General features: G+C 53.2%; 23 protein-coding genes, 1 pseudogene and 1 riboswitch. Of the genes and pseudogenes, 23 read left to right on the top strand and 1 reads right to left on the bottom strand.

Annotated elements, in window-relative coordinates:
- The first annotated feature begins 49 nt into the window (after nucleotides 1-49).
- The 17 genes and pseudogenes from EKN00_RS00755 (at nucleotide 50) to EKN00_RS00675 (ending at nucleotide 16,973) form a co-directional block, all read left to right on the top strand.
- A complete protein-coding gene (locus tag EKN00_RS00755) occupies nucleotides 50-919 on the top strand; it encodes a CvfB family protein (RefSeq protein ID WP_127848220.1) in 870 nt (289 codons plus the stop codon).
- Between the two features lie 15 nt (nucleotides 920-934).
- Nucleotides 935-1,816 carry a site-specific tyrosine recombinase XerD gene (gene xerD, locus EKN00_RS00750; RefSeq protein ID WP_127848219.1) on the top strand — a complete coding sequence of 294 codons (882 nt, stop codon included), beginning with the start codon at nucleotides 935-937 and terminating at the stop codon, nucleotides 1,814-1,816.
- Nucleotides 1,817-1,893: 77 nt separating this feature from the next.
- A complete protein-coding gene (locus tag EKN00_RS00745; RefSeq protein WP_241559428.1) occupies nucleotides 1,894-2,256 on the top strand; it encodes an N-acetyltransferase in 363 nt (120 codons plus the stop codon).
- Between the two features lie 3 nt (nucleotides 2,257-2,259).
- Complete coding sequence (locus EKN00_RS00740; protein ID WP_127848217.1) at nucleotides 2,260-2,991, top strand: segregation and condensation protein A; 732 nt, start codon at nucleotides 2,260-2,262, stop codon at nucleotides 2,989-2,991.
- Between the two features lie 24 nt (nucleotides 2,992-3,015).
- Nucleotides 3,016-3,603 carry an SMC-Scp complex subunit ScpB gene (gene scpB, locus EKN00_RS00735; RefSeq protein ID WP_127848216.1) on the top strand — a complete coding sequence of 196 codons (588 nt, stop codon included), beginning with the start codon at nucleotides 3,016-3,018 and terminating at the stop codon, nucleotides 3,601-3,603.
- Entirely contained in the window at nucleotides 3,596-4,321 is a 726-nt protein-coding gene (locus tag EKN00_RS00730; RefSeq protein WP_127848215.1) for a pseudouridine synthase, read from the top strand. The genes scpB and EKN00_RS00730 overlap by 8 nt, the downstream gene beginning before the upstream one ends.
- Nucleotides 4,322-4,389: 68 nt before the next feature.
- A riboswitch (FMN riboswitch) is annotated at nucleotides 4,390-4,508 on the top strand.
- Nucleotides 4,509-4,655: 147 nt separating this feature from the next.
- On the top strand, nucleotides 4,656-5,231 hold the full coding sequence (locus EKN00_RS00725; protein WP_127848214.1) for an ECF transporter S component: 576 nt from the start codon (nucleotides 4,656-4,658) through the stop codon (nucleotides 5,229-5,231).
- 107 nt (nucleotides 5,232-5,338) lie between these two features.
- The gene (locus EKN00_RS00720) at nucleotides 5,339-6,328 is read left to right on the top strand and encodes a helix-turn-helix domain-containing protein (protein WP_164847974.1); all 990 of its coding nucleotides are present in this window, start codon (nucleotides 5,339-5,341) and stop codon (nucleotides 6,326-6,328) included.
- Nucleotides 6,321-7,739, top strand: a complete 1,419-nt coding sequence (locus EKN00_RS00715; RefSeq protein ID WP_127848212.1) for a RecQ family ATP-dependent DNA helicase — start codon at nucleotides 6,321-6,323, stop codon at nucleotides 7,737-7,739. The genes EKN00_RS00720 and EKN00_RS00715 overlap by 8 nt, the downstream gene beginning before the upstream one ends.
- A 54-nt stretch (nucleotides 7,740-7,793) precedes the next feature.
- Entirely contained in the window at nucleotides 7,794-8,405 is a 612-nt protein-coding gene (locus EKN00_RS00710; protein WP_127848211.1) for a LysM peptidoglycan-binding domain-containing protein, read from the top strand.
- Nucleotides 8,406-8,498: 93 nt separating this feature from the next.
- Nucleotides 8,499-9,161 carry a (d)CMP kinase gene (gene cmk, locus EKN00_RS00705; protein WP_127848210.1) on the top strand — a complete coding sequence of 221 codons (663 nt, stop codon included), beginning with the start codon at nucleotides 8,499-8,501 and terminating at the stop codon, nucleotides 9,159-9,161.
- Between the two features lie 85 nt (nucleotides 9,162-9,246).
- A pseudogene (gene rpsA / locus EKN00_RS00700) lies at nucleotides 9,247-10,446 on the top strand (30S ribosomal protein S1); the annotation flags it as partial.
- A 145-nt stretch (nucleotides 10,447-10,591) separates the two neighbouring features.
- Nucleotides 10,592-11,899, top strand: coding sequence for a ribosome biogenesis GTPase Der (der, locus tag EKN00_RS00695; protein ID WP_127848208.1), 1,308 nt, complete (start codon nucleotides 10,592-10,594; stop codon nucleotides 11,897-11,899).
- Nucleotides 11,900-12,132: 233 nt separating this feature from the next.
- Nucleotides 12,133-12,408 (top strand): HU family DNA-binding protein, encoded by a 276-nt coding sequence (locus tag EKN00_RS00690; protein ID WP_054676083.1) that lies wholly within the window; start codon nucleotides 12,133-12,135, stop codon nucleotides 12,406-12,408.
- Between the two features lie 171 nt (nucleotides 12,409-12,579).
- Nucleotides 12,580-13,848, top strand: coding sequence for a tetratricopeptide repeat protein (locus EKN00_RS00685; RefSeq protein ID WP_479680737.1), 1,269 nt, complete (start codon nucleotides 12,580-12,582; stop codon nucleotides 13,846-13,848).
- 28 nt (nucleotides 13,849-13,876) lie between these two features.
- Nucleotides 13,877-15,064 carry a CCA tRNA nucleotidyltransferase gene (locus tag EKN00_RS00680; RefSeq protein ID WP_127848206.1) on the top strand — a complete coding sequence of 396 codons (1,188 nt, stop codon included), beginning with the start codon at nucleotides 13,877-13,879 and terminating at the stop codon, nucleotides 15,062-15,064.
- Nucleotides 15,065-15,080: 16 nt separating this feature from the next.
- Nucleotides 15,081-16,973, top strand: coding sequence for an ABC-F family ATP-binding cassette domain-containing protein (locus tag EKN00_RS00675; RefSeq protein ID WP_127848205.1), 1,893 nt, complete (start codon nucleotides 15,081-15,083; stop codon nucleotides 16,971-16,973).
- A gap of 289 nt (nucleotides 16,974-17,262) precedes the next feature.
- Here EKN00_RS00675 and trhA read toward each other — a convergent pair whose 3' ends face one another.
- On the bottom strand, nucleotides 17,263-17,913 hold the full coding sequence (gene trhA, locus EKN00_RS00670; RefSeq protein WP_127848244.1) for a PAQR family membrane homeostasis protein TrhA: 651 nt from the start codon (nucleotides 17,911-17,913) through the stop codon (nucleotides 17,263-17,265).
- 205 nt (nucleotides 17,914-18,118) lie between these two features.
- Here trhA and EKN00_RS00665 point away from each other — a divergent pair, with 205 nt between their 5' ends.
- From EKN00_RS00665 to EKN00_RS00640, 6 genes are all read left to right on the top strand, one after another.
- Complete coding sequence (locus EKN00_RS00665; RefSeq protein WP_127848204.1) at nucleotides 18,119-18,961, top strand: DegV family protein; 843 nt, start codon at nucleotides 18,119-18,121, stop codon at nucleotides 18,959-18,961.
- A gap of 143 nt (nucleotides 18,962-19,104) precedes the next feature.
- Entirely contained in the window at nucleotides 19,105-19,938 is an 834-nt protein-coding gene (locus EKN00_RS00660; RefSeq protein ID WP_164847973.1) for an SGNH/GDSL hydrolase family protein, read from the top strand.
- A 2-nt stretch (nucleotides 19,939-19,940) separates the two neighbouring features.
- A complete protein-coding gene (locus tag EKN00_RS00655; RefSeq protein WP_127848202.1) occupies nucleotides 19,941-20,582 on the top strand; it encodes a YpmS family protein in 642 nt (213 codons plus the stop codon).
- A 29-nt stretch (nucleotides 20,583-20,611) separates the two neighbouring features.
- Nucleotides 20,612-21,127, top strand: a complete 516-nt coding sequence (msrA, locus tag EKN00_RS00650; RefSeq protein ID WP_127848201.1) for a peptide-methionine (S)-S-oxide reductase MsrA — start codon at nucleotides 20,612-20,614, stop codon at nucleotides 21,125-21,127.
- A gap of 30 nt (nucleotides 21,128-21,157) precedes the next feature.
- Nucleotides 21,158-21,379: a YozE family protein gene (locus EKN00_RS00645; protein WP_127848200.1), complete on the top strand. Its 222-nt coding sequence runs from the start codon at nucleotides 21,158-21,160 to the stop codon at nucleotides 21,377-21,379.
- Between the two features lie 17 nt (nucleotides 21,380-21,396).
- Nucleotides 21,397-22,896, top strand: a complete 1,500-nt coding sequence (locus tag EKN00_RS00640) for a S41 family peptidase (protein ID WP_127848199.1) — start codon at nucleotides 21,397-21,399, stop codon at nucleotides 22,894-22,896.
- Nucleotides 22,897-23,073: the final 177 nt, after the last annotated feature.

Here is a 23,073-nt window from a genome sequence, read left to right as displayed (position 1 = left end):
GCCGCGTTAATTGTGCGGATATATACAGATATGTTGGAGGAAAACAATCATGGAGTTTAACGGTCAATTTATTACCGGCAAGGTGTCGGATAAAAACGACACGACCGTCTTTGTTCAGTACGCGGGTGTTACGATGCCAGTAGATGCAACCGAGTTTGGCGAGGATGTACCCGAAATCGGGGCTGACGTCACGGGCTTTGCTTACGAAGATGAGCATCACCACCCGCGCCTGACGACCAAACAACCTAAAATCAGCGAATCACAATACGCCTATTGTGACGTGGTCGCAACGCGCCGGGACCTAGGTGTGTTTGTTGACGCTGGCTTGCCAGATAAGGACATTGCCGTTAGCTTAGATGAATTGCCACTTGAGACATATCTTTGGCCACAGCGGGGCGACCGCCTCATGGTCAAACTGATTATCGATAAGAAGGACCGGATGTGGGCGACGATTGCTGGTGGGGACATTATCAGCCAGCTGTCACGCCGTGCACATGCGGACATGATGAACAAGGACGTAACGGCAACCGTTTACCGCAACAAGATTGTTGGGACCTTTGTGTTCACCGATGAACATCAGCTTGGTTTTATCCATCCCAGCGAGCGCGACGTTGAACCACGCCTCGGGCAAGTTGTTCACGGTCGGGTCATTGGGGTGCGCGATGATGGTGGACTCAATATTTCACTGAAGCCCCGCGCGTTTGAGGCCATTGATGACGATGCGGGAATGGTGCTAGCCGTTCTCGAGCACAGTCGTGATGGGCGCCTCGAACTGACGGACAAGTCATCACCGGACGAAATCAACCGTCAATTGGACATCAGCAAGGGTGCCTTCAAGCGCGCCGTTGGTCACCTGCTCAAGGCCCGGAAGATTACGATTCATGACGGCTACATTGAGTTGGTCGCAAAGAAGGATTAGCAGGGGGCTTGGGCCGTGGATGATTTAATCGCTGACTTTGTTCATTACCTTGATGCAGAGCGGGGACTGGCGCAAACCACCCAGGACAGTTACGCGCGTGACTTAGCCCGGTTTCAGGCGTGGCTCAAGGATGAACACATGACGGCCCTGCCAGAAAGACGGGAACCTTTGGCGGACTTTTTTGCCCACGAAGCGGGGGAACTAGCACCAGCGAGCATGGCCAGGGAGCAGTCGGCAATGCGCAAGTTCTACCGGTTTATGCTCCGTCAGGGCGTGATTAGTGCCAACCCGATGGAGCTAATTGATGCGCCCAAACCCGCGCGGCATTTGCCAACAACGCTGAGTGCAACCGAGATTGATCGTTTGCTGTCGGCGCCAAACATTGCTAAGCCTCTAGGTCTGCGCGACCGGGCCATCTTTGAGCTGATGTACGCAACGGGCATGCGGGTTTCAGAGGTTGTTAACCTGCAGATGCGGCAGTTGCATTTGCCTTTGCACCTAATCCAAGTAATTGGTAAGGGGGACAAGGAACGCTTGGTCCCGATTAGCGTGCAGGCGACCGCGTGGGTGGAACGCTACATCGCGGACGGGCGGACTCAGCTTGTTCATGGCCGCGACCCGGAGACGGTGTTCGTTAATTTTCACGGCCACCGGTTGACGCGGCAGGGCATCTGGAAGAATTTGAAAAGCTATATTAATGCTGTTGGCATCGAAAAAGATGTGACGCCACACACACTGCGGCACTCGTTTGCCACGCAACTGCTCGAGAACGGTGCCGATTTACGGGTTGTTCAGGAAATTCTGGGTCATGCGGATATTTCCACCACCCAAATCTACACGCACCTGTCGAACGAACACGTGGCAGAGGTCTACCACAAGACGCACCCCCGGGGATAATTGGCAGCGCTGAGTGGGTTGGTGTGCAGGCAGCAAATATGTTAAAGTTTGGTTTAAGTAGGTGATTGAGTTTGCTAGTGAATTACAAACGTGACTATCAGAAGATTGCGATGGGCTTCCTGTCCTTTGAGGATGACCTCAAGAATCTCGCTAACCTAAAGACGGAATTCGACCTCTACACGAATGATGAGGGGCACGAATTATACCTCTACAAGGAAACGAGCGACGTGAACTGCAATTTCAGCGGTGTCGTTGGTCTGGAAACCGGTGCTGATTACGTGCTGGTGCGCCACCTAGATATGTCACCCGCAAACCGTACGGATCAGGATTATTTTGCGGTTTTGGATGATTTGAGTGCGCTTGTTGGCGCCAAAAAAATTATGGGCTCGATTGATGTCACCCCAGTGATTATGCGCTGGGAAGAAGCCAAGAAGGGGTAAGCCATGGCCTTAACGCTGGTTCTTGAAGATTTTTCAGGGCCGCTCGACTTGCTCTGGCACCTGATTAAAGATAATAAAGTAGATATTTATGATATTCCAATCGCCCGGATCACGGAGCAGTACCTCGCATATCTGCACGCAATGCAGGAACGAGCGCTGGACGTGGCCGGCGATTATTTTGTTATGGCTGCCAGTTTGATGGCGCTCAAGAGCAGAATGTTGCTCCCGGAACCCGAGATTGACGAACCCGATGAGGAACCAGTTGACCCCCGGGCTGACCTGGTCGCGCAACTGCTGAATTACCAGGTTTACCAAGAAGCAGCCGGCGAGATGCGGGAGCTCGAGACGAAGCGGGCGGCGTTGTTTGCTAAGCCCGCATCACTGCCACCAGCTGACGTCGTGTCGCCACTTGCGCCTGGCGCCGTCAAGCTGCGGGATTTGACGAACGCAATGAACGCCGTTTTGCGCCGAATTGCGTCAACGCAGCAGGTTGTGCGCCGGATTGAGACCGACAGTGTTTCACTGGAGGACAAAATTGCCGCGATTAAGACGCGATTGGGTAGTGGCGGTGCCTGCGACTTTATCAGCTTAGTTAGCGCGCCCAGTGTCCAGGAAGTTGTGACCACATTCCTCGCCATTTTGGAGCTGATGAAAGAGGACACGATTGTCTGTGAGCAGGATGGTCTGCACGCACCAATTATGGTTTATCTGAACTCTGCCAGTGCGACCGCATAGTTAACCAGAAGAAGGAGTGAAACCATGTTTGCCAAGATTGAAGCGATTCTTTATGCTGCGGGTGAAGATGGCGTTGATTTAGTCAATTTGGCCCAGATTCTGGGGCTAAGCGTCACCGCCACGCGCCAGCAACTCGAAAAGTTCATGAGCAAATTGGCCGCCGATGCCGATTCTGGTTTGTGTTGTCGACTGGCCGGAGACAAGTATTACTTGCTCACGAAGCCGGAGACGGCCGCGGTTTTACGGCAGTATTTCCAGGGCCCACCAGCGACCGGGTTATCACAGGCAGCTCTTGAGGTACTGGCAATTATTGCCTACCAGCAGCCGGTTACGCGAATTGAAATCGATCAGGTTCGCGGCGTGCAAAGTTCTGGCGCGCTGCAAACGCTCGTCACCAGGCAACTGGTAAATGAGGCGGGTCGGTTGGATGCCCCCGGGCGCCCAATCATGTACGCGACGACCCCGGAATTCCTTGACTATTTCGGCCTCAAACACCTGAGTGATTTACCACCACTACCTGAAACCGGCACGATGCCGGCCGATCCAGAAGACTTGTTCAACCAGGAGCCGCTATTCACGGACCCGGTAGAAACGGAGAATAATGATGAATGAAGAACGACTGCAAAAAGTCATCGCTGCCGCGGGGGTCGCATCGCGGCGCCACGCTGAGGAAATGATTACCGCTGGTCGAGTGACCGTGAATGGCGAAATCGTCCGCCAGCAGGGGGTGAAGGTCACAACACATGATGAAGTGACGGTTGACGGGGTGCCACTGGCTAAGGAAAAGAAGCAGTACTTCTTATTCTATAAGCCCCGCGGTGTGATTACCGCGGTGACGGACAACAAGGACCGTAAGACCGTGACCGACTACTTCCCTGAAGTCCGCGAACGTCTTTACCCGGTTGGCCGACTCGATTACGACACGTCTGGTGCCCTGATCATGACCAACGATGGCGACTTTGCGAACATGCTGATGCACCCGAAGTTCAACATCGACAAGCGCTACGTTGCCAAGGTTAAGGGGATCCCGACTGGGGCAGCGCTGCGTCCATTGCGTGACGGGATTACTATCGAGGGCCGGAAACTGGCACCAGCGCACGCTCGGGTTTTGAGCCGCGACCGTGTCAAACAAACGGCCATCGTTGAGCTCGTGATTCACCAGGGACTCAACCACCAGGTGAAGAAAATGCTCAAGGCAGTTGGCTTTCCCGTGGAGAAACTGGCCCGCGAAGCCATTGGCCCCCTCGAACTCACCGGCCTGCAGCCTGGTAATTACCGGAAGCTAACCCACTCGGAGATAGCAGCACTGCGTGAACTTGGGGAAAAATAGTTGCGCAGCATAGTGTTAGCTGATATAGTATGTTTGTAAGTAATTTACTTACAAAAAATAAATAAATGGTTCGTCTTCAGGGCAGGGTGCAATTCCCGACCGGCGGTAAAGTCCGCTACCCGCGTTTGCGGTTGACCCGGTGCAACTCCGGGACCGATAGTGATAGTCTAGATGGAAGAAGATGGGGCTTATTTGTGTGTCTTACGCAATCAACCACCCGTCACCCTGCATTTTTGGTGACGGGTTTTATTGTATTGGGTGAAGATTACACGTGCCGGCACAATCGTTGTGTCCGGCAGGCTTGCCAGGGGCGAACCGCCTGGAGGAATGTTTTATGATTAACACCAAGTTACACCGCAACATTGGCGTCGCAGTTCTCGGCGCAATCGGGTATGTCCTGATGCTGTTCGAATTTCCGGTGCTGCCAGCATTTCCGTTTCTGAAGCTGGACGTTTCGGATGTGGCCATCCTGCTTGGTCTGCTGTTGTACGGCTGGCGTGGAGCAGTGGGCACTGCGTTTATCAGGAGCATGTTGCACTTTGTTCTCACCGGTGCGGGTCTAGTTAATCTCGTTGGGGATAGCGCCGCATTCTTGGCCAGTGTCGGTTTGATGATTCCGTTAGCACTTCTAATCAGAAGTGGTTACAGTTGGCCGCGCGCGGTCGGCGGAATGATTGGCGGGACGCTTTCGATGACCGTGATCATGTCGGTGCTGAATTTACTGGTGATCATGCCGATGTACATGGCGGTCATGAATTTTCAGCTTGGAATGAGCACCATGCGGTACGTTCTGATTGGCGTCGTGCCGTTTAACCTCATCAAGGGTGCTGTCCTGACGGTGGTCTTCCTCGTGGTTGCTAAAGCGATGAGCTACTGGTTAAGCAGGCACGCAATGCGGAATCACGCCTAAAATTTTGGGATTCGGCGCGCACAACACAAATAATTGACGTAATCTATAGTCAAGGGATTATTCCTTGGCTATTTTTTTAGCAATAAATGCGGATTGGAGCCGGGCTTATGTTTGACGACATTTTCATCCAAATGCTAGCGGAGACGCCGCGCCGGCCACTGAGCGTGTGGGGCATCATCAGTGGTCGTAAAACGGCGTCTGTGCTCTTTGCAGGGCTTGAGTATGGAATCTTGCAGTGGCAGGGCCTGACGCCACAGTGCCCGCGCAGTGCAATACTGAGCGCGACGGCAAAACTGGTGCAGGCCGGCTATGCGACTGATGATGGAACAGCCATCGCGCTAACGCAATCCGGACTGGCTGAAAAGCGGCGGGCGGCCGTTCGAACACCCTTGCCAGTGCATTATGCACCCGATAATAATGTTCGCGTATTTGGCAATCGCCTTTTTCTGGCGGTTCAGGCCGTGTCTGAAGCAATGGCTGGTAATGCGCAGTACGTGCCGGTCAGTGCTGACTGGCAGGTGCAACGGTATGTGCGCAGTTGGTACAAGCACTGGGCGACCAGGCTGCAGGACGTTGCGAGTGAGCTGACCGCAGCTTTTGCGCGTCTGCCTGAGCAGACAGCGGACAATCTGGCTGGGCAGTTTGTTGGCCACGGCTACAATGGCCGGGTTCAGGCAAGCGATTGGCTCACGAATTTGGATGAGTTATCGGCGCTGGTGCAGGTGGTGTGGCAAAACGTGAAGACCATGCCGGCCTTAGCTGCTTTGTGGGGCGGGCCGACGCCGCAAGCTGGGCCAAAGGCTGAGTACTGCGTGCAGTTGTTTGAGAGTGGGCAGAGTCTCGAAACCATTGCCCAAGAGCTTGGCCGCAAGCAAAGCACGGTTAACGAGTACTTGCTGACCTATGCCATCTTGGTGCGGCCGCTTGCACCTGAATTGTTGGCCTCTGCCGGACAGATTGCTGCGCTAACCGCGAGCTGGGCAGCGGGCGTGCGCAGTTATCAGGAATTGCTGCAGTGCAGTCCTGAGCTGACCTTTATGCAGGTCCGGTTATTTCAGATTGCGCAGTTAAGACGGGAGGCAAGCAAGCGTGGATAAACGAATTCAGCCGGTGTTAGCCAAATTCGGATTAAGTTCGTTGCGCCCGGGGCAAGCCGACATCATTGATGCCGTGCTCGCCGGGCAGGACTGCCTCGGCGTTTTACCAACCGGTGGCGGCAAAACTTTGTGTTACCAGCTGCCAGCCGCAATTACGGGTGGACTCACCGTCGTGGTTGAGCCGCTGCTGGCGCTCATGCGTGATCAGGTGCTACGGCTCCAGGGCCTCGGCGCAAAACGCGTTGTGGCACTCAACTCGACGCTTGCCCCCGATACGGTCACAGGCATTTTACAGCACCTAAACCAGTTTAATTTTCTGTTCATCGCACCAGAGATGTTGCAACGCCCCGATGTGCAGGCCGTTTTGCGCCGGGTGCGGGTGCAACTCATGGTCGTGGATGAGGCACACTGCATCTATCAATGGGGCCCAGACTTTCGCCCCGCATATTTGCAGCTGGGCCAAATTCGGGCAGCAATTCAGCCCCGGTCAGTGCTGGCGCTAACGGCAACCGCGGCAGCGCCCGTGCAGGCAGAAATCATCAAGGATTTACGGCTCAGCGGGCCCGTTACGGTCAACATCAGTGTTGATCGGCCCAATTTATTTTTGGGCGTTGAACAATTACTCACAGATGGGGAGCGAAAGGCGCGCCTCTTGCAGCTACTCGGCCAGCTTGACGGGGATGCGGTGGTGTATTGCCCGACCCGGAAGCAAGCCGAGCAGCTTTCCGAAACCATCCAGAAAAAAACCGGACGGACCGCGGCCTTCTACCACGCCGACCTTGATGCACACACGCGAACATTGCGGGAACGGCAGTTTCAGGCGGGGACAATCCAAGTAATGTGTGCAACGAGCGCGTTTGGCATGGGTGTTGATAAGCCCAATATTCGCGTCGTCGTGTATTTGGGCGTCCCGCAAACCCTGACCGATTATTTTCAGGCGATTGGGCGGGCGGGCCGCGATGGGCAGTTTGCCGTATCCGCGTTGCTGTACACGCCAAATGATTTGGTGCGGGCAAAACAGTTTGCGGACGCGTTGCCGAACCAGGCGGTGGTGGACGCCGTTTACGCGAATCCCGCCGCTTACAGTCGAACAGCTGATCCACAAATTGAACTGATTAGTAGTTATGAGCACCTCGGCTTTACCAAGGCCCAGGTGGTGCAGCAATTAACGGAGCGGCTGTCAGTCCGTGCGGATGGGGTGCAGCAGGTTGCCGATTATTTGCAGACAAGCGGCTGCTACCGGGCAGCGCTCATGAGCAGCTTTGACAGTTCGGCGCGGGAGCACGACGATACCTGTTGCGGCGTCGTTGCGGCAGATTTGCGGACTAGTGCCGGTGAAAAAGTGCGCAAGGCAAGTGAAATTTCGGGCTGGCGTGATGTTTTTAAAGAGATTTTTATGAACAAGCGTTAGTTGTAGCCGTTCTGTGTGCTACAATGAATCCAGAGAAAATAGGGAGGCATTGTTGTGCCAAAGCGACCAACAGATAAAGACAACGCCAAGAAGAACCAGGCGCCAGCCGAAGAGCCTTGGAATAAGCAGTTTGAAGATGACCGGGACGATGACGGGAATTTTTCACGTGTGCAAAAGCGCAAGCACACACGGGGGAACACAATTCTCACCACGACACTGGTTGTTGTTCTTGTGCTCGTATTCATGATTCCAATTCTTTGGTCTGCCGTCCAAAAAAAGATGGAAAACGCAGCAACTACCCCGACACGGATTTCCGTGACGACTAAGAGCAGTTCGGTCAAGGATGAAAGCAGCGACTCGAGCTCATCCAGCAAGGAAAAGGAATCATCTTCCAGTTCCAGCAAGTCCAGCTCGACCAATGATGACACCTCCTCCGTTGCTCGTTCTTCGTCCAGCGAGAAGAAGGAAAGCAGTTCGAGTGCGTCTTCCTCTTCATCGAGCAGCTCATCAAGTAGTTCGGCTACGGGTACCTACACCGTTAAGGCTGGGGATAACCTGTACCGTATCGCGGTTAACCACGGCATGACGCTCAGCCAGATTCAGACGCTAAACGGCATGGGGTCCAGTGTGTCCATCACGCCAGGTCAGGTATTGAAGGTTAAGTAAAAAAACTGGTAGAATAAATACCATCGGGGCGGGAGTTTCTCCTGCCTTTAATTGTGTCCGCGACTGTGGATGCAACTAAATTTGGAGGAAAATATGCAAATTGCAATTGATGGCCCGGCTAGTGCTGGTAAAAGTACCATTGCTAAACTAGTCGCAAAGAAACTCGGCTATGTCTACTGTGATACCGGGGCAATGTACCGGACGGTGACGCTGATGGCGCTGCGTAACGGTGTGGCTCCGGATGACGCCAAGCAGGTAACGGCACTGCTGCCGAAGCTCGAATTCAAGTTCGTGCCCACCGCGGACGGGCAGCTGGTTTACATGAATGGTGAGGATGTGTCGTTAGCCATTCGCCAAGAGGACGTAACGAACAACGCCAGTGCGGTGTCTGCGATTCCCGCGGTGCGCGAAGACCTGACGCGGCGTCAGCGTGAAATCGCGGCGGAGGGTAACATTGTCATGGATGGCCGCGATATTGGGACGACTGTGTTACCCAATGCGGAGCTCAAGGTGTTCATGATTGCGAGTGTCGCAGAACGTGCCCGTCGCCGTTTTCTTGATAACCAGAGTAAGGGCATCTACGTTTCCATCGAAACTCTTGAGGAAGAGATTGCGACGCGCGATCACAAGGACTCGACGCGGAAGACGTCCCCCCTGCGCCAAGCAGATGACGCAATTTTAATCGATACAACGAAAATGACGATTGATGAAGTCGTTAATCAGATTCTGGCATTACAAGCTGAACGCGAACGTTAAACTTATTTTGCGTTAGTAGTGGTATTTAGGTTTATTTTCAGGTATACTATCATTTGATGATAGTCGTTAAGGAGGATTTTTTGGCATGAGTGAAAACAGCGTAAACCCAGAAACAATGGCAGACGCATTGAACAGCGTTAGCACGGTAAAAGTAGGTGACGTGGTCAAGGCAGAGGTTCTTGCAATTGAGGACAAGCAGCTTACCGTCGGCATCGAAGGAACCGGTGTTGAAGGGGTTGTGCCACTTAAGGAATTAAGTACTCAGCCAGTCGATGATATTCACGCGGAAGCGAAGATCGGTGACGAACTTGAGCTTGTGGTTATTAGCACGATTGGTAAGGATAAGGAAAACGGGCAGTACCTGCTTTCCAAGCGCCGTCTGGAAGCCCAGAAGGTATGGGCTGACATTCAGAAGGAATACGAAGCTGGTCACACGATTAAGGCACCTGTAACTTCCGTAGTTAAGGGTGGTTTGGTTGTTAACGCTGGCGTGCGGGGCTTTGTACCTGCATCCATGGTTGCAGACCACTTCGTTGAAGACCTGAACCAGTACAAGGGTCAGGAACTTGAATTCAAGATTGTTGAAATCGATGCAGCGGAAAACCGCCTCATCCTTTCACACCGTGCAGTCATTGAAGCAAGCAAGGCTGAAGCACGTAAAGAAATCTTCAGCAAGCTCGCTGTTGGCGACGTTCTTGAAGGTAAGGTTGCTCGTCTCACTAACTTTGGTGCATTCGTTGACCTTGGTGGTGTAGATGGTCTGGTTCACGTTTCCCAGATTTCCTTCGACCGTGTTGACAAGCCAAGTGATGTGCTCAAGGTTGGCCAGGAAGTTAAGGTTAAGGTTCTCAATCTCGATGAAGAGAAGAACCGTATCAGCCTTTCCATCAAGGCTGCTTTGCCAGAACCATGGGATGATATCGAAGACAAGGCTCCAGAAGGTGCAGTTCTTACCGGTACCGTTCGTCGTTTGACCTCATTTGGGGCATTCGTCGAAGTATTCCCTGGTGTTGAAGGTCTGGTTCACATTTCCCAGATTTCGCACGAACACATCGGCACTCCTCAGGAAGTTCTTTCTGAAGGACAAGAAGTGCAGGTTAAGGTTCTCTCTGTAGACCCATCCGCACACCGTTTGCAGTTGTCCATCAAGGCGCTTACTGAAGCACCTGCTGGTAGCAACGACAACAACAACGACCAGCCACGTCGTAACAACAACAGCAACAACAACCGTGGCGGCCGTGGCCGTCGCAATGAAGGAAGCCACACGCAGATCCCAGCTGAATACCAGCAGGACGACTCCGGCTTCTCCCTTGGTGACATTCTTGGTGACGCCCTGAAGGACGCTGCTAAGGACTAATTACCAAAGCACAATTAATCGCAGAAAAGTTGAGCCTTGGCTCAACTTTTTTGTTTGGAAGGAAGGGATACACATGAGTTTGCCAACTTTGGCAATTGTCGGCCGCCCCAATGTAGGTAAGTCGACCATCTTTAATCGCATTGTCGGCACGCGCCAGGCAATTGTTGAGGATACCCCAGGTGTCACCCGTGACCGTCTTTACGGTCGGGCGACCTGGCTTGCGCGTGAATTCGCTGTAATTGATACTGGTGGGATTGATATTGGTGATGCCCCACTGGTTACACAGATTACCGAGCAGGCTGAAGTAGCGATTCAGGAAGCAGATGTTATTCTGTTCATCGTGAACGTGGAAAATGGGGTGACCGACGCTGACGAACGCGTAGCCCAAATTCTGTACCGGGCCGACAAGCCGGTCATTTTGGCGGTGAACAAGGTCGACAACGCCGAACGTCGGAACGATGTGTTTGATTTCTACAGTCTCGGTTTTGGTGAACCATTACCACTTTCAGGGACGCACGGGATTGGGCTGGGTGACGTTCTTGACGCCGTCTTCGCTAAGTTCCCTGATGAAGATCACAGCGATGAGGACGATTCAATTAAGTTCTCACTCATTGGGCGCCCGAACGTTGGTAAGTCCTCACTGGTTAACGCAATTCTCGGGGAAAACCGGGTGATTGTGTCACCAATGGAGGGGACAACCCGCGACGCGATTGACACCAAGTTCTCGGCCAACGACGCTGATTTCACCATGATTGATACGGCCGGTCTCCGGAAACGCGGTAAGGTCTATGAAGCAACCGAAAAGTACTCAGTGCTCCGCGCGATGCGGGCAATTGACCGCTCCGACGTTGTGCTCATGGTCCTCAACGCCGAGGAGGGGATTCGTGAACAGGACAAGCGTGTCGCCGGGTACGCCCACGAAGCTGGCCGGGCCATCATCATCGTTGTCAACAAGTGGGATACCATCGAAAAAGACAACCACACGATGAGTGACTTTGAGAACTTGATTCGGAGCGAATTCCAGTACCTGGATTACGCGCCAGTCGTGTTCGTTTCTGCCAAGACGCACCAGCGCCTCACGAACCTGCCCGAAATGATTCTGCAGGCGTCCGAAAACCAGTCACGGCGGATTCAGAGCAGTGTCTTGAATGACGTGCTGAACGAAGCGCTGCTCGTGACGCCAACGCCAACGGTTAACGGGAAGCGGCTGCGGATCTACTACATGACGCAGGTTGCCATTAAGCCACCAACGTTTGTTGTGTTTGTAAACGATCCTGATTTGCTGCACTTCTCTTATGAACGTTTTCTCATAAACCAGCTCCGGGACACGTTTGATTTCACCGGTACGCCAATTCACTTAATCGCGCGTAGTCGCCAGTAAACACGGAAAACGGCCGTTTTTTACGGGTTATTAGTTTTTTTGTGACAGTTACGTGATATTTCGTGCTTTTACAGACAAAAAACGCTTTAACCCTTGATACGACGCCGTTCCTGTGATATCTTTACGATTGAAATGGTGATGCTTCGGTTTTCATTATTTCCTCATTCTTGAACCACACATTTAAGTGGGCATGTTTGGGTGCTCACGCATCTAATCTACGGAGGTGAAATAATATGGCTAACAAAGCAGAGCTTATCGAAAGCGTTGCTACATCAACTGGCTTGACCAAGAAGGATGCTACCGCTGCAGTAGATGCAGTATTCGCATCCATCCAGGACAGCCTCTCTAAGGGTGACAAGGTACAACTGATTGGTTTTGGTAACTTCGAAGTACGCGAACGCGCATCTCGTAAGGGCCGCAACCCACAGACCGGTGCAGAAATCGAAATTCCTGCATCCAAGGTACCAGCATTCAAGCCTGGTAAGGCATTGAAGGACGCCGTTAAGTAATTAACGTGTTCATGAAGGAGGGTCACCTCGCGCTTGCGCGGGGTGGCTCTTTTTGCATTTTTCGGCCAGCTCAGCGGCATCGCTAGGCAATGTGCTGGATTTGTTGTAATGTATTAGGTGGACGTTTTCGTAACTAATTATTGTAGATAAATTTTGACCAGGAGGCAGCAAATCGTGGAATACGCAAAGCAAATGCTGGACGCGCTCGAAAAGGGCAACATGGACCAGGCCAGGGAATTATTTAAACAGGTGCTTGCTAATGAAGATGACGAGACCAAGTTCAATCTTGCTGAGGAACTTTACGCCATGGGTTTCACCGGCCAGGCAAAGCGGTTGTACCAAGAACTACTCGGTAATTACCCGGACGACGGTGACGTGCTGACCGCGCTGGCTGACATTGCGGTGTCTGACGGTGACACGGACCAGGCCCTCACGTTGCTTGATCGGGTTAAGCCCGACAATCCGGCTTACGTGCAGGCGCTGATTGCTGCCGCGGACGTGTATCAGAGTCAGGGTTTATATGAAGTTAGTCTCCAGAAGCTGACCGATGCCCGCAAGCTCGACCCAGATGAACCGGTAATTATCTTCGCACTTGGTGAACTGCAGTATGACTGGGGCCATTACTCCCAGGCCGCGGCAGCTTACCTTGAATTACTTGATGGCGGCGAGGAGAACATCGCGGGCGTGAACGTGCGACTGCGGTATGCGGAGAGTCTGGCCCAAACTGGCCGCTTTGAAGATGCCATCAGCGTCTACCAGGAAGTCGGGGAGGACAGCCTGCCAATCGCGGACCGGTTCCAGATTGGTGGCTTGTACATGCAGGTGGAAGAGTTCCAGCGGGCTAGTGACGCGTTTTCCGCGGTGCTTGAGGCCGATGAGAGCTACACTAACGCATACCTGCCACTCGCGCAGGCGCAAAGGCAGCTTGGTCAGCCGGAAGCGGCCCTCGTGACCATTCAGACGGGGCTGGCCCACGACGATACTAACCCCGAGCTATACAGTGTTGGCGCGGAGTTAGCGCTGGCGCAGGAAGACAGCGAGACGGGCGAGCGGTACCTGCGTGGCGCCCTCAAGCTTGAACCAGACAACCAGCATTACGTTTTGGCGTGGTCGAACTTCCTGTTGCACGAACACAGAGACCAGGAAAACATTGACTACCTGGGCGACCTTGATGCTAGTGGCGAAAGCGACCCCCAGCTGTACTGGAACCTAGCGCGGTCGGAGGAAAACGTGGAAGATTACGAAAAGGCACGGAGCAATTACCTCCTCGCATTTCGCACCTTCCAAGACCGTCCAGAGTTCTTGCGGGAAATTGCTGAATTCTTCCGGACGACCGGGGCGAAGGCTGAGGAAACTGCAGCCCTTACCCGGTTGACGAGCTTGCAGCCGGACGACTTTGACGCGCAAGACCGCTTGGGTGAATTAAAGGACGAGTCATAGGAACCATGTTTGTTAAAGGAGGATTACCGTGCGTGTTGATTTAACCCATCCGGAATTTGTCGCTGCAATACCTATTTTGCGGCGGATTGAAGAGGCCGGTTATGAGGCTTATTTTGTGGGCGGTTGTGTCCGTGATGCACTGCTGGGCTTGCCGATTCATGATGTCGACATTGCAACCTCGGCGTATCCGGGTGAAGTGAAGCAGATTTTTCGGCGGACCGTTGATACGGGCATCCAGCACGGCACGGTAATGGTGCTGGACCACGGCACGGGCTATGAAGTCACGACCTTCCGCACCGAATCCACGTACCAAGATTTCAGACGGCCGGACAAGGTCACTTTTGTCCGCTCGCTCAAGGAAGACCAGTTGCGGCGCGACTTCACGATTAACGCCCTCGCTGCGCGCCACGATGGCCTCATCATTGATAATTTTGGGGGCCTGGCGGATTTGGACGCACATCTGCTGCGGGCCGTTGGTAACGCCCAGGACCGCTTCCACGAAGATGCACTGCGGATGATGCGGGCCGTCCGGTTTGAAAGTCAGCTGGGCTTTACCCTCGAAGACGCGACCGCGCGCGCCCTGGCGGATAACGCGCCACTGCTCAAGCACATTGCCGTTGAACGCATTGCCGCCGAGTTCAGTCGCCTGCTGAAGGGGATTAACCGGACGGCGGGTTTGTCCAGCATGTTAACGGCAGGACTGGACAAATATTGCCCAATGCTGGCTGATCAGGAAACTGGCCTGGCAAAGTTCGCGGATTTGCCGGCGCGGCAGCTGCCAGACGATGCCAGTGCCTGGACCTTGCTCCTGAGTGTTTTGGCCGTGCCCGCGGTGCGATTCATGAAGGCGTGGAAGCAGCCGAACGACCTCACGGGAATTGTTAGTCGGGCGGCCAAGTTGGTGCCGGAATTAGTTACTGCAAGAGCCGACAACGCCGCTTTGTTTGCGGCGGGGGCAGACAGTGTGGCCGCAGCAATCACCGCGGCCAGCTATCTGCAGCCAGATTTTGATGGTCAAGGCTGGGAGAAGCGGTACGCCGCGTTACCAATCCACAGTGCGGGTGAACTGGCGCTGACGGGCCAAGCACTGATGGACGCGGGCATGAAGCCGGGTCCAGCGCTGGGTAAGATTCTTGCCAAGATGCGTACGGCGGTCATCGCCGGCGAGCTACCGAATGACAAGCAGGTACTGCTACAAGCCGCACTGGCCAAATAGAACGGAGGCAACCACTGTGCAAACTTTAACCGCAAGTGGGTTACAAAAAGCGTACGGCGACAAAACGCTGCTCGATAATATTGATTTTTTGATTAATGAAGGTGACCGCATTGGCCTAATTGGGGTTAATGGAACCGGGAAAACCACGCTGCTGCGCGGACTGGCCGGAACCGACCCGTTTGATGCCGGCGAGGTGCAGACGCCGAAAAAATACAGCATTTCTTTCCTTGAACAGCAGCCGCCACTTGATGAAAACGCGAAGATTATGGATGCGGTCTACGGCGGCGATTCCGCGACGTTCCAGGCCATCCGTGAATATGAGCGGGCACTAGCCGCGTACACGGCCCAGCCACTCGATGAGGCCGTGCAGGACCAGTACAACCGGGCCGAACAGCGGATGACCCAACTAGACGCCTGGGACGCAGAGACGAACATCAAGACGATTCTGACGCAGCTGCACCTGACGGATTTGGACCAGAAGATTGGTTCGTTATCCGGTGGTCAGCGCAAGCGTGTGGGTCTGGCCCAGGTACTGATTGAAAATCCGGATCTGCTGATTCTGGATGAACCAACTAACCACCTTGATTTCGACTCAATTGCCTGGCTGGAAAAGTACTTGGCCAACTACAAGGGCGCCTTGCTCGTCGTGACGCATGACCGGTACTTCCTGGACCGGGTGACCAACCGGATTTTTGAGCTCGATCTGGGCACCCTGCGTATTTACCCCGGGAACTACCAGGCATATGTTGAGCAAAAGGCGGCTCAGGTTGAGTTGGAAACCGCATCCGCACACAAGCAGGCTCAGCTCTACAAGCACGAGCTGGCGTGGATGCGTGAGGGCGCCCACGCGCGTTCCACGAAGCAAAATGCGCGCATTAAGCGGTTCGAAGACATGAAGTCCGGGACGGTCGCACCCGAACGGGGTAAGGTCGCGATTGATGTTGGCGGAACCCGTTTGGGCAAGAAGGTCATCGAACTCCACGATGCCAGCCTCAAACTGGGTGATCACCAGATTTTGCGCCACTTTGAACTACTGGTTCAACGGAATCAGCGCATTGGGATTAGCGGGATTAACGGTGCCGGCAAGTCCAGTTTGCTGAACGTCATTGCGGGTGATTTGCCGCTCGATAGTGGTATTTGTGACATCGGTGACACCGTCAAAATCGGTTACTACCGCCAGCAGATGCCCGATATGGACCAGAATATGCGGGTCATTGAGTACTTGCAGTCGGTTGGGGAAGGCGTGGTTAACGCAAACGGTGAGCACCAAAGCGTTACCCAGTTGCTCGATGACTTCCTCTTTCCGCGCTCAAGTCACGGGACCCGGATTAATCGCTTGTCCGGTGGTGAACAGCGGCGGCTGTACCTACTGCAGATTCTGATGCACCAGCCAAACGTCCTGCTGCTGGACGAACCGACCAACGACTTGGATATTGCCACGTTAACGGTGTTGGAAGATTACCTCGATAATTTTGCGGGCACCGTCATTACCGTGTCACATGACCGGTACTTCCTGGACAAGGTTGCGGACCGCCTGCTTGTGTTTGACGGCAACGGCGACATTGAGCAGGCAACGGGCCTGTTTACCGATTATCTTGCTAAGCAGGATGCCCGTGCCAAGGATGAGGGCGGGGACGCGCAGGTTAAACCTTCAGCCGAGAGTGTTAAGGTTGATGCTGCGCCCAAGACGAAGGTGAAGCTGACTTACGCCGAGCAAAAAGAGTACGAGACGTTAATGCCTGAGATGGACGCAATTGACGCACGCATCGAGGAGATTAATTCGGAGATGCAGACGTGCGGGGATGATTACGGCAAACTGGGGACACTGCAAAGTGAACTTGACGACCTGACCGCCAAGCAGGACAAACTGCTTGACCGGTACGTTTATTTGGATGGATTCGTGAACTAGCGTATCGGGGGCGCTCCGCACTGCGTGAATTGGCCTTTGAATCCGATTGGGCGGCTTTTTCGATACAAATCAAAATTTTCCCACAATAATAGGGGGTGTGACAATCGCGTTTTTGCGATTGTCACACCCCCTATTATTATTGTCCGCATCGGTGCAAACTTACGCACGCGACCAGACCGCGAAAATGCTAGTATTTGCTGCCACCAGCGTATGCGTTACACGTGATTCAAAGCTAAATGCAGCTGGAGCAGTCATTTTTTGTAGTTATATATTCAAGACTGATGATGGGTTAGACAAACAGGTAGATAGAGAAGAACATGCAAGCCGAACCGGCCATCACGAATAGGTGCCAGATGACGTGGATGTACGGAATCTGCTTTTGCGTGTACAGAAGGGCGCCAATTGTGTAGCACAGGCCACCGGCGACAAGTAGTGCGATACCAATCAGTCCCAGGTGCGCCATCAATGGTTTGGCGGCGACCACACACAGCCAGCCGAGGATGATGTAGATGGCAACTTCAATCTTCTTGAAGCGGCCCATGAAGAAGCATTCCATCCCAATTCCGGCGGCGCAAAGTAACCAGATGGTCGCAAGGAGCATGATGCCCTGACGCCCGCCGATTGCAAGCAGGCAGTAGGGCAGATACGAACCCGCGATGAGGATGAAGACTCCCGAGTGATCCATGACCTGGAAGACGTGGCGCGCCTTGGTGAAGTAAAGGGCGTGGAACAAGGTCGAGGCGGTGTAGAGCAAAATGAGGGCAAGCCCAAAACCGGCGAAGGCGCCAATGCGCAGTGCATCCCCCGTGGCAACCGCCTTAACAACCAGCAGGGTCGTCGCGACCGTTGCGAGGATGATGCCAACGCCGTGCGTAATTGCACTCCAAATTTCGTTGTATAAATCGTAAAGCCGTGGCTTCCTTTTTGGTACTGCTGCCATCATTTAGTGCAACCTCCTTAAATCTTGGTGCGAAGTAAATTAACCGATAAATCTTGTTTACAAGTTAATGATACCGTTATGGAATTGGCAAATCAAGTACATCTAGTTATTAAAACTAAATAATATCATCTAGCGTTTTTACTGGCGATTGGGTATACTTGTTGCAGAAGCATTTTTCAATTTAACGAGAAAGAGTGGCGTCCACATGTCTAAGATTAAAATTGTCACCGATTCTTCCGTTCAAATGACGGACGAGGAGATTCAGCAGCTTGGAGTGACGGTAATTCCCCTGACCGTGATGATTGACAACACGGTTTATATCGATGGTGAAACGATTCAGCGCGAAGAGTTCGTTACGAAGATGGGGCAGGCCAACTCTCTGCCACAGACCAGTCAGCCGGCTGTCGGGACAGTTCTTGAAACCTTTAATAAGCTCACCGCGGATGGGAGTCAAGTCTTAGGGATTTTCATGGCCGAAAGCCTTAGTGGGACGGTTAACTCTGGACGTCAAGCCGCGGACATGGCGGACGGTGATGTTACCATCGTCGATTCCGGATTTACCGACCGGGCAATGGCCTTTCAGGTAATTGAAGCCGCTAAGATGGCCGCTGCCGGTCAAGAAATGGATGCAATTGTTGACGCGCTTGAGGAAGTGCGGGCCAACACGATTTTGCGCATGGCGGTTGTGAAGCTCGATAATCTGGTCAAGGGTGGCCGGCTTTCCCGTGCTGCCGGATTGATTACCAGCGTGCTCAACATTAAGCTGGAATTAATGATGGAAAACGGTCAGCTCGAAGTTGCCAAGAAGGTTCGCGGGATGAAGGCAATTACTGCATTTAAGGATGAGGTAATTCAGCAGATGAGCCAGAAGCCCAACGTCAAGAGTGTGGGTGTATCATTTGTGGCCATCGCGGAGAAGGCCGAAGAAATCGGAAAGCAGATTCGGGACGCCGTTCCCGGTGTGCCAGTGCTTGTCCGGCCAACCGGTCCAATCGTGGCCACACATGCGGGTGAAGGTGCGTTCGCAATCATGTATTACGAGGGTTAATTTTGCCGCCAGCAGTTTTGGGTGTAAAATAAGCGTTAACAGTTAAGGGTGAGGCTGAGGCTTCGCCCTTTTTGTGCAAATAACGGGCGTTTTGCCGTCCAGTTGCACTGATGCGGACGTTTTTTGGGGAAAGGGGACCGCTATTGAATAGAAAACTACGAACGCTTTTACTCGGTATTATAGGGCTGGTTGTGACCGTTATCTTGGGGGCGGCCATCACCAGCAAGGTTTTACCTGCCGCTAAACCCCTGGACACGTCCGGGACGAAGGTGGCTGACCACAAGCTAGTGCTGACGGCTGTCGGGGACTCGCTGACGCATGGCGTCGGGGATACAACAGATCAGGGTGGCTACGTGCCCCTGATTGCCCAGGACATCGAGGTCGAAACGGGCATGAAGGTCCAAACGAGCAATTTCGGGGTGACGGGTGATACCTCCCAGCAAATTAAAAAGCGGGTGGTCAAGGACAAAAAGCTCATCAAACAGCTCAAACGTGCTGACGTAATTACCATGACCGTTGGCGGTAACGACCTGATGCACCTTCTCCAAAATAATTTGCTCGATATTAATACGAAGGACGTTAACAAGGGTATCAGCAAGTTTCAGACCCACCTGAAGAGCTTGATTCACGCCGTGCGCAAGAACAACCCAAGTGCGCCGATTTACGTATTTGGCATTTACAATCCGTTTTACGTCTACTTCCCGAACGTGGTGAAGATGCAAACGAGTGTGCATGACTGGAATAATGAAACGAAAAAGACGCTTGGGCAAATGGATAACACCTATTTCGTCGACATTGATTCGGTGCTAACCAAGGGTGATAGCGACAGCTCGGCCAGTGCGACGAACGCGTCGAAAGCCGTCAACCGCCTAATTTACGGTAAGGATCATTTTCACCCGAACAATGCGGGGTATGTGCGCATGACCGCACAACTCTGGGACGTGATGAAGCAGTCTGAAAGTAGCTGGGAGGAATAATTGTGGCAGAAACAACAAGAGCAATGCAAAAGAAGGCTAGGCCGCAAACACCCAAGTCCAAAAAGCCGCGTGGGCCAATCAACTGGTGGAAATGGGTCACAATTATCATCGTTGGCCTAGTTTTAGGGGCAGGATTCACGGTGTGGCGCAGTGTCCAGGCGCCTGTTGAGACCACAACCAAGGTGGCTACTGTCAGCAGCAAGGGCAGTGTCATGCACGTCAGCTTCACCAAGAAGGAACTCAACCGGCTGATTGACAACTACCTGAAGAGTTATCTGAAGCAGGGCGACGTGCAATACACACTCACGGTGGGCAATCACGCGGTGGTCAAGGGTTCGTTCAAGTTTTTTGGCGCGAAAATTAACTTTGGCCTCCAATGTGACCCGTACGTTCAGACCAACGGCAACATCTTGCTGAAGGCAACCCGGCTCAATGTGGGGACACTGTCCGTGCCGATTACCTACGTCATGGGTTACGTGGCGAAGAACTACAATCTGCCCGAGATGGTCCACCTTGATAGCAAGGAAAACACCATTGTGCTAAGATTGAACCAATTTGATTTGGGTAACGGGCTGCGGGTTAAGGCAGACCGGATTGATTTGCAGCACGATGAAATTGATTTGACTGGGTACCTGGCCAAATAGGTACCGCGAAATAAAAGAGGTAAGAACATATGAAGGAAACAGCAATATTTGCCGGCGGGTGCTTCTGGTGCATGGTTGAACCGTTTGAACAGCAGCCAGGCATTCTGAACGTTTTGTCTGGTTACACCGGGGGCCACGTGGCCAATCCAACCTACGAGCAGGTTAAGAGCCACACGACGGGTCACACCGAGGCGGTTCAAATCACCTTTGACCCAGACATTATTACTTATGCTGAACTAGTTGAAATCTACTGGCGGCAGACCGACCCAACGGACGCAATGGGTCAGTTCCAAGACCGTGGTGATAACTACCGTCCGGTCATTTTCGTCAACTCGCCGGAGCAGCGGGCCATCGCGGAGAAGTCGAAGGAAGCTTTGATTGCCTCCGGACGTTTTTCCGACCCAATTGTGACGACGATTGAGGATGCCAAGCCGTTTTACCCGGCCGAGGAGTACCACCAGCAGTTTTACGAAAAGAATCCACGCCGGTACGCGGCCGAACATGCTCAGCGCAGCGAATTTGGGCAGGAACACTGGCAGGACTAATTGTGATACCCGAATCTAAGGAGCGAATGTATGTCTGAATCATTTTACCGATACCTAATGACCTTGCGTAATCCCGCGGACCATCGGGAAGTGGCTAACTTTGCCAACAACGCTTTTCTTGACCACGCGTTTCCGAAGCAAGCTACAGACTACCATGAGCTTTCGGAATATTTGGAGTTGAATGCAGGTTATTTGCCTAGCATGAGTGTTTTTGATGAAGCCTACGCGATGTACAAAGACGCGCGGGCCTAATTTCCAGGGGGATAGGCATGGCAGATAACGAAGAGAACAAAGCAAGCGAAAATAACACGCCGGTAAAACCGGAACAAAAAGCCACGGGGACAAACGGGCCCAAGAATCATCGCCGCGTGCCGCTGTGGCTGGCGGTGGTCCTCACCGTCGTTGGGCTAGCAATCGGTGGGGTTGCGGGTTACGTGGCCAAACCAACGACCCAAACCGTTACCCTTGATAGCAGCAGCATCCCGAAGAACTTCCAAAAGGTGCTCACCACGTACACGACCATTCGGGATAATTACGTGACGAAACCAAGTGACAAGAAGCTGGTGGACGGCGCCATCAACGGCATGATTAAGTCCCTTGATGATCCGTTTTCCAATTACCTGCAGGACACCGACGCCACCAGCCTGAACACCGAAATCTCGGGTTCGTTTGGCGGGATTGGCGCAACCATGGTGCAAACCGCTGACGGGGTGCAGGTTGATTCCGTCAACCCGGGCAGTGCTGCCCAAAAGGCCGGCGTTAAGGCCAACGACAAGATTGTTAAGGTTGACGGCAAGGACATGAGCGGCAAGGACATCAACAAGGTTGTTGCCAAAATCCGCGGGAAGATTGGCTCCACCGTCACGGTCGTGGTTGAACGGGACAACAAGCAGCTCACCTTCACGATGAAACGCGCCAAGGTGACCGTGCCTAGTGTCAGCGGCAAGATTGACCAGACGAACAAGCAAATCGGGGTCATCACCTTCACCACGTTCACGGAAACCAGCGCTAAGCAAATTAAGAGTACCGTCAAGAAGCTCCGGAAGCAGGGCGCAAATAAGTTCATCTTGGACCTGCGCGGCAACCCTGGTGGTGTGCTCGACCAGGCACTGCAGATTGACTCGATGTTCCTAAAGGACGGGCAGGTCATGCTGAAGGTTGACCCACGCAAGGGTAAGACCGAAATTTACCGGGCCGGCTCCGAATACGATGGTGGCTTCAAGATTAAGGAACCAACTGTCGTGCTCATTGACGGCAACTCGGCCTCAGCCAGTGAAATTACGGCCGCGGCACTGAACGAGAGCGCGGGCATCAAGCTAATCGGGACCAAGAGTTTCGGTAAGGGTACCGTGCAGACGGTGGCCCAGATGGGTAAGAACGCCGAACTCAAGCTGACCATCGCCAAGTGGCTCACGCCCGAGGGCCAGTGGATTCACCACAAGGGGATTCAGCCCACCATTAAGGCCGATTACCCAAGTTACGCGTACATCAACACGATTTCCGCAGCTAGCCTAAAACAAGAGCAGGTCAGCTCCGATGTGAAGTCGCTGCAGAAGATTTTGGTGGCATTAGGTTACCAGATTAAGAGCGTAAACGGCTACTACGGCAGTGATACCGCCGCGGCAGTCAAGGCGTTCCAGACCAAGAACAACCTGAGTGCAACGGGGACGGCTGACAGCAAGACCCTTGCCAAGTTGCAGGATCAGATTAGCGATAAGATTAGTGCTAACGATAATGCGATGAAGAAAGCTGAACAAGTTCTGAAGTAACCAGATTGGCCCGCATTGGCAGCAGTGCGGGCCATCTTTTTGAACTGAAAGCAGACGGGACATAAGCGTGAAATAGGGGCTCTGCCGGCATATGCAGTCTAACTGTAGATAATCCTAGTTATGTAAACCGGGACCGGTTTTGTCAGTCCCCGCCGCACGCAGCATCCCCCTGAAGTA

The sequence above is a fragment of the Lacticaseibacillus hulanensis genome, assembly GCF_004010095.1.
Classification (GTDB): Bacteria; Bacillota; Bacilli; order Lactobacillales; family Lactobacillaceae; genus Lacticaseibacillus; species Lacticaseibacillus hulanensis.
This window is presented reverse-complemented; position numbering and strand designations above follow the sequence as displayed.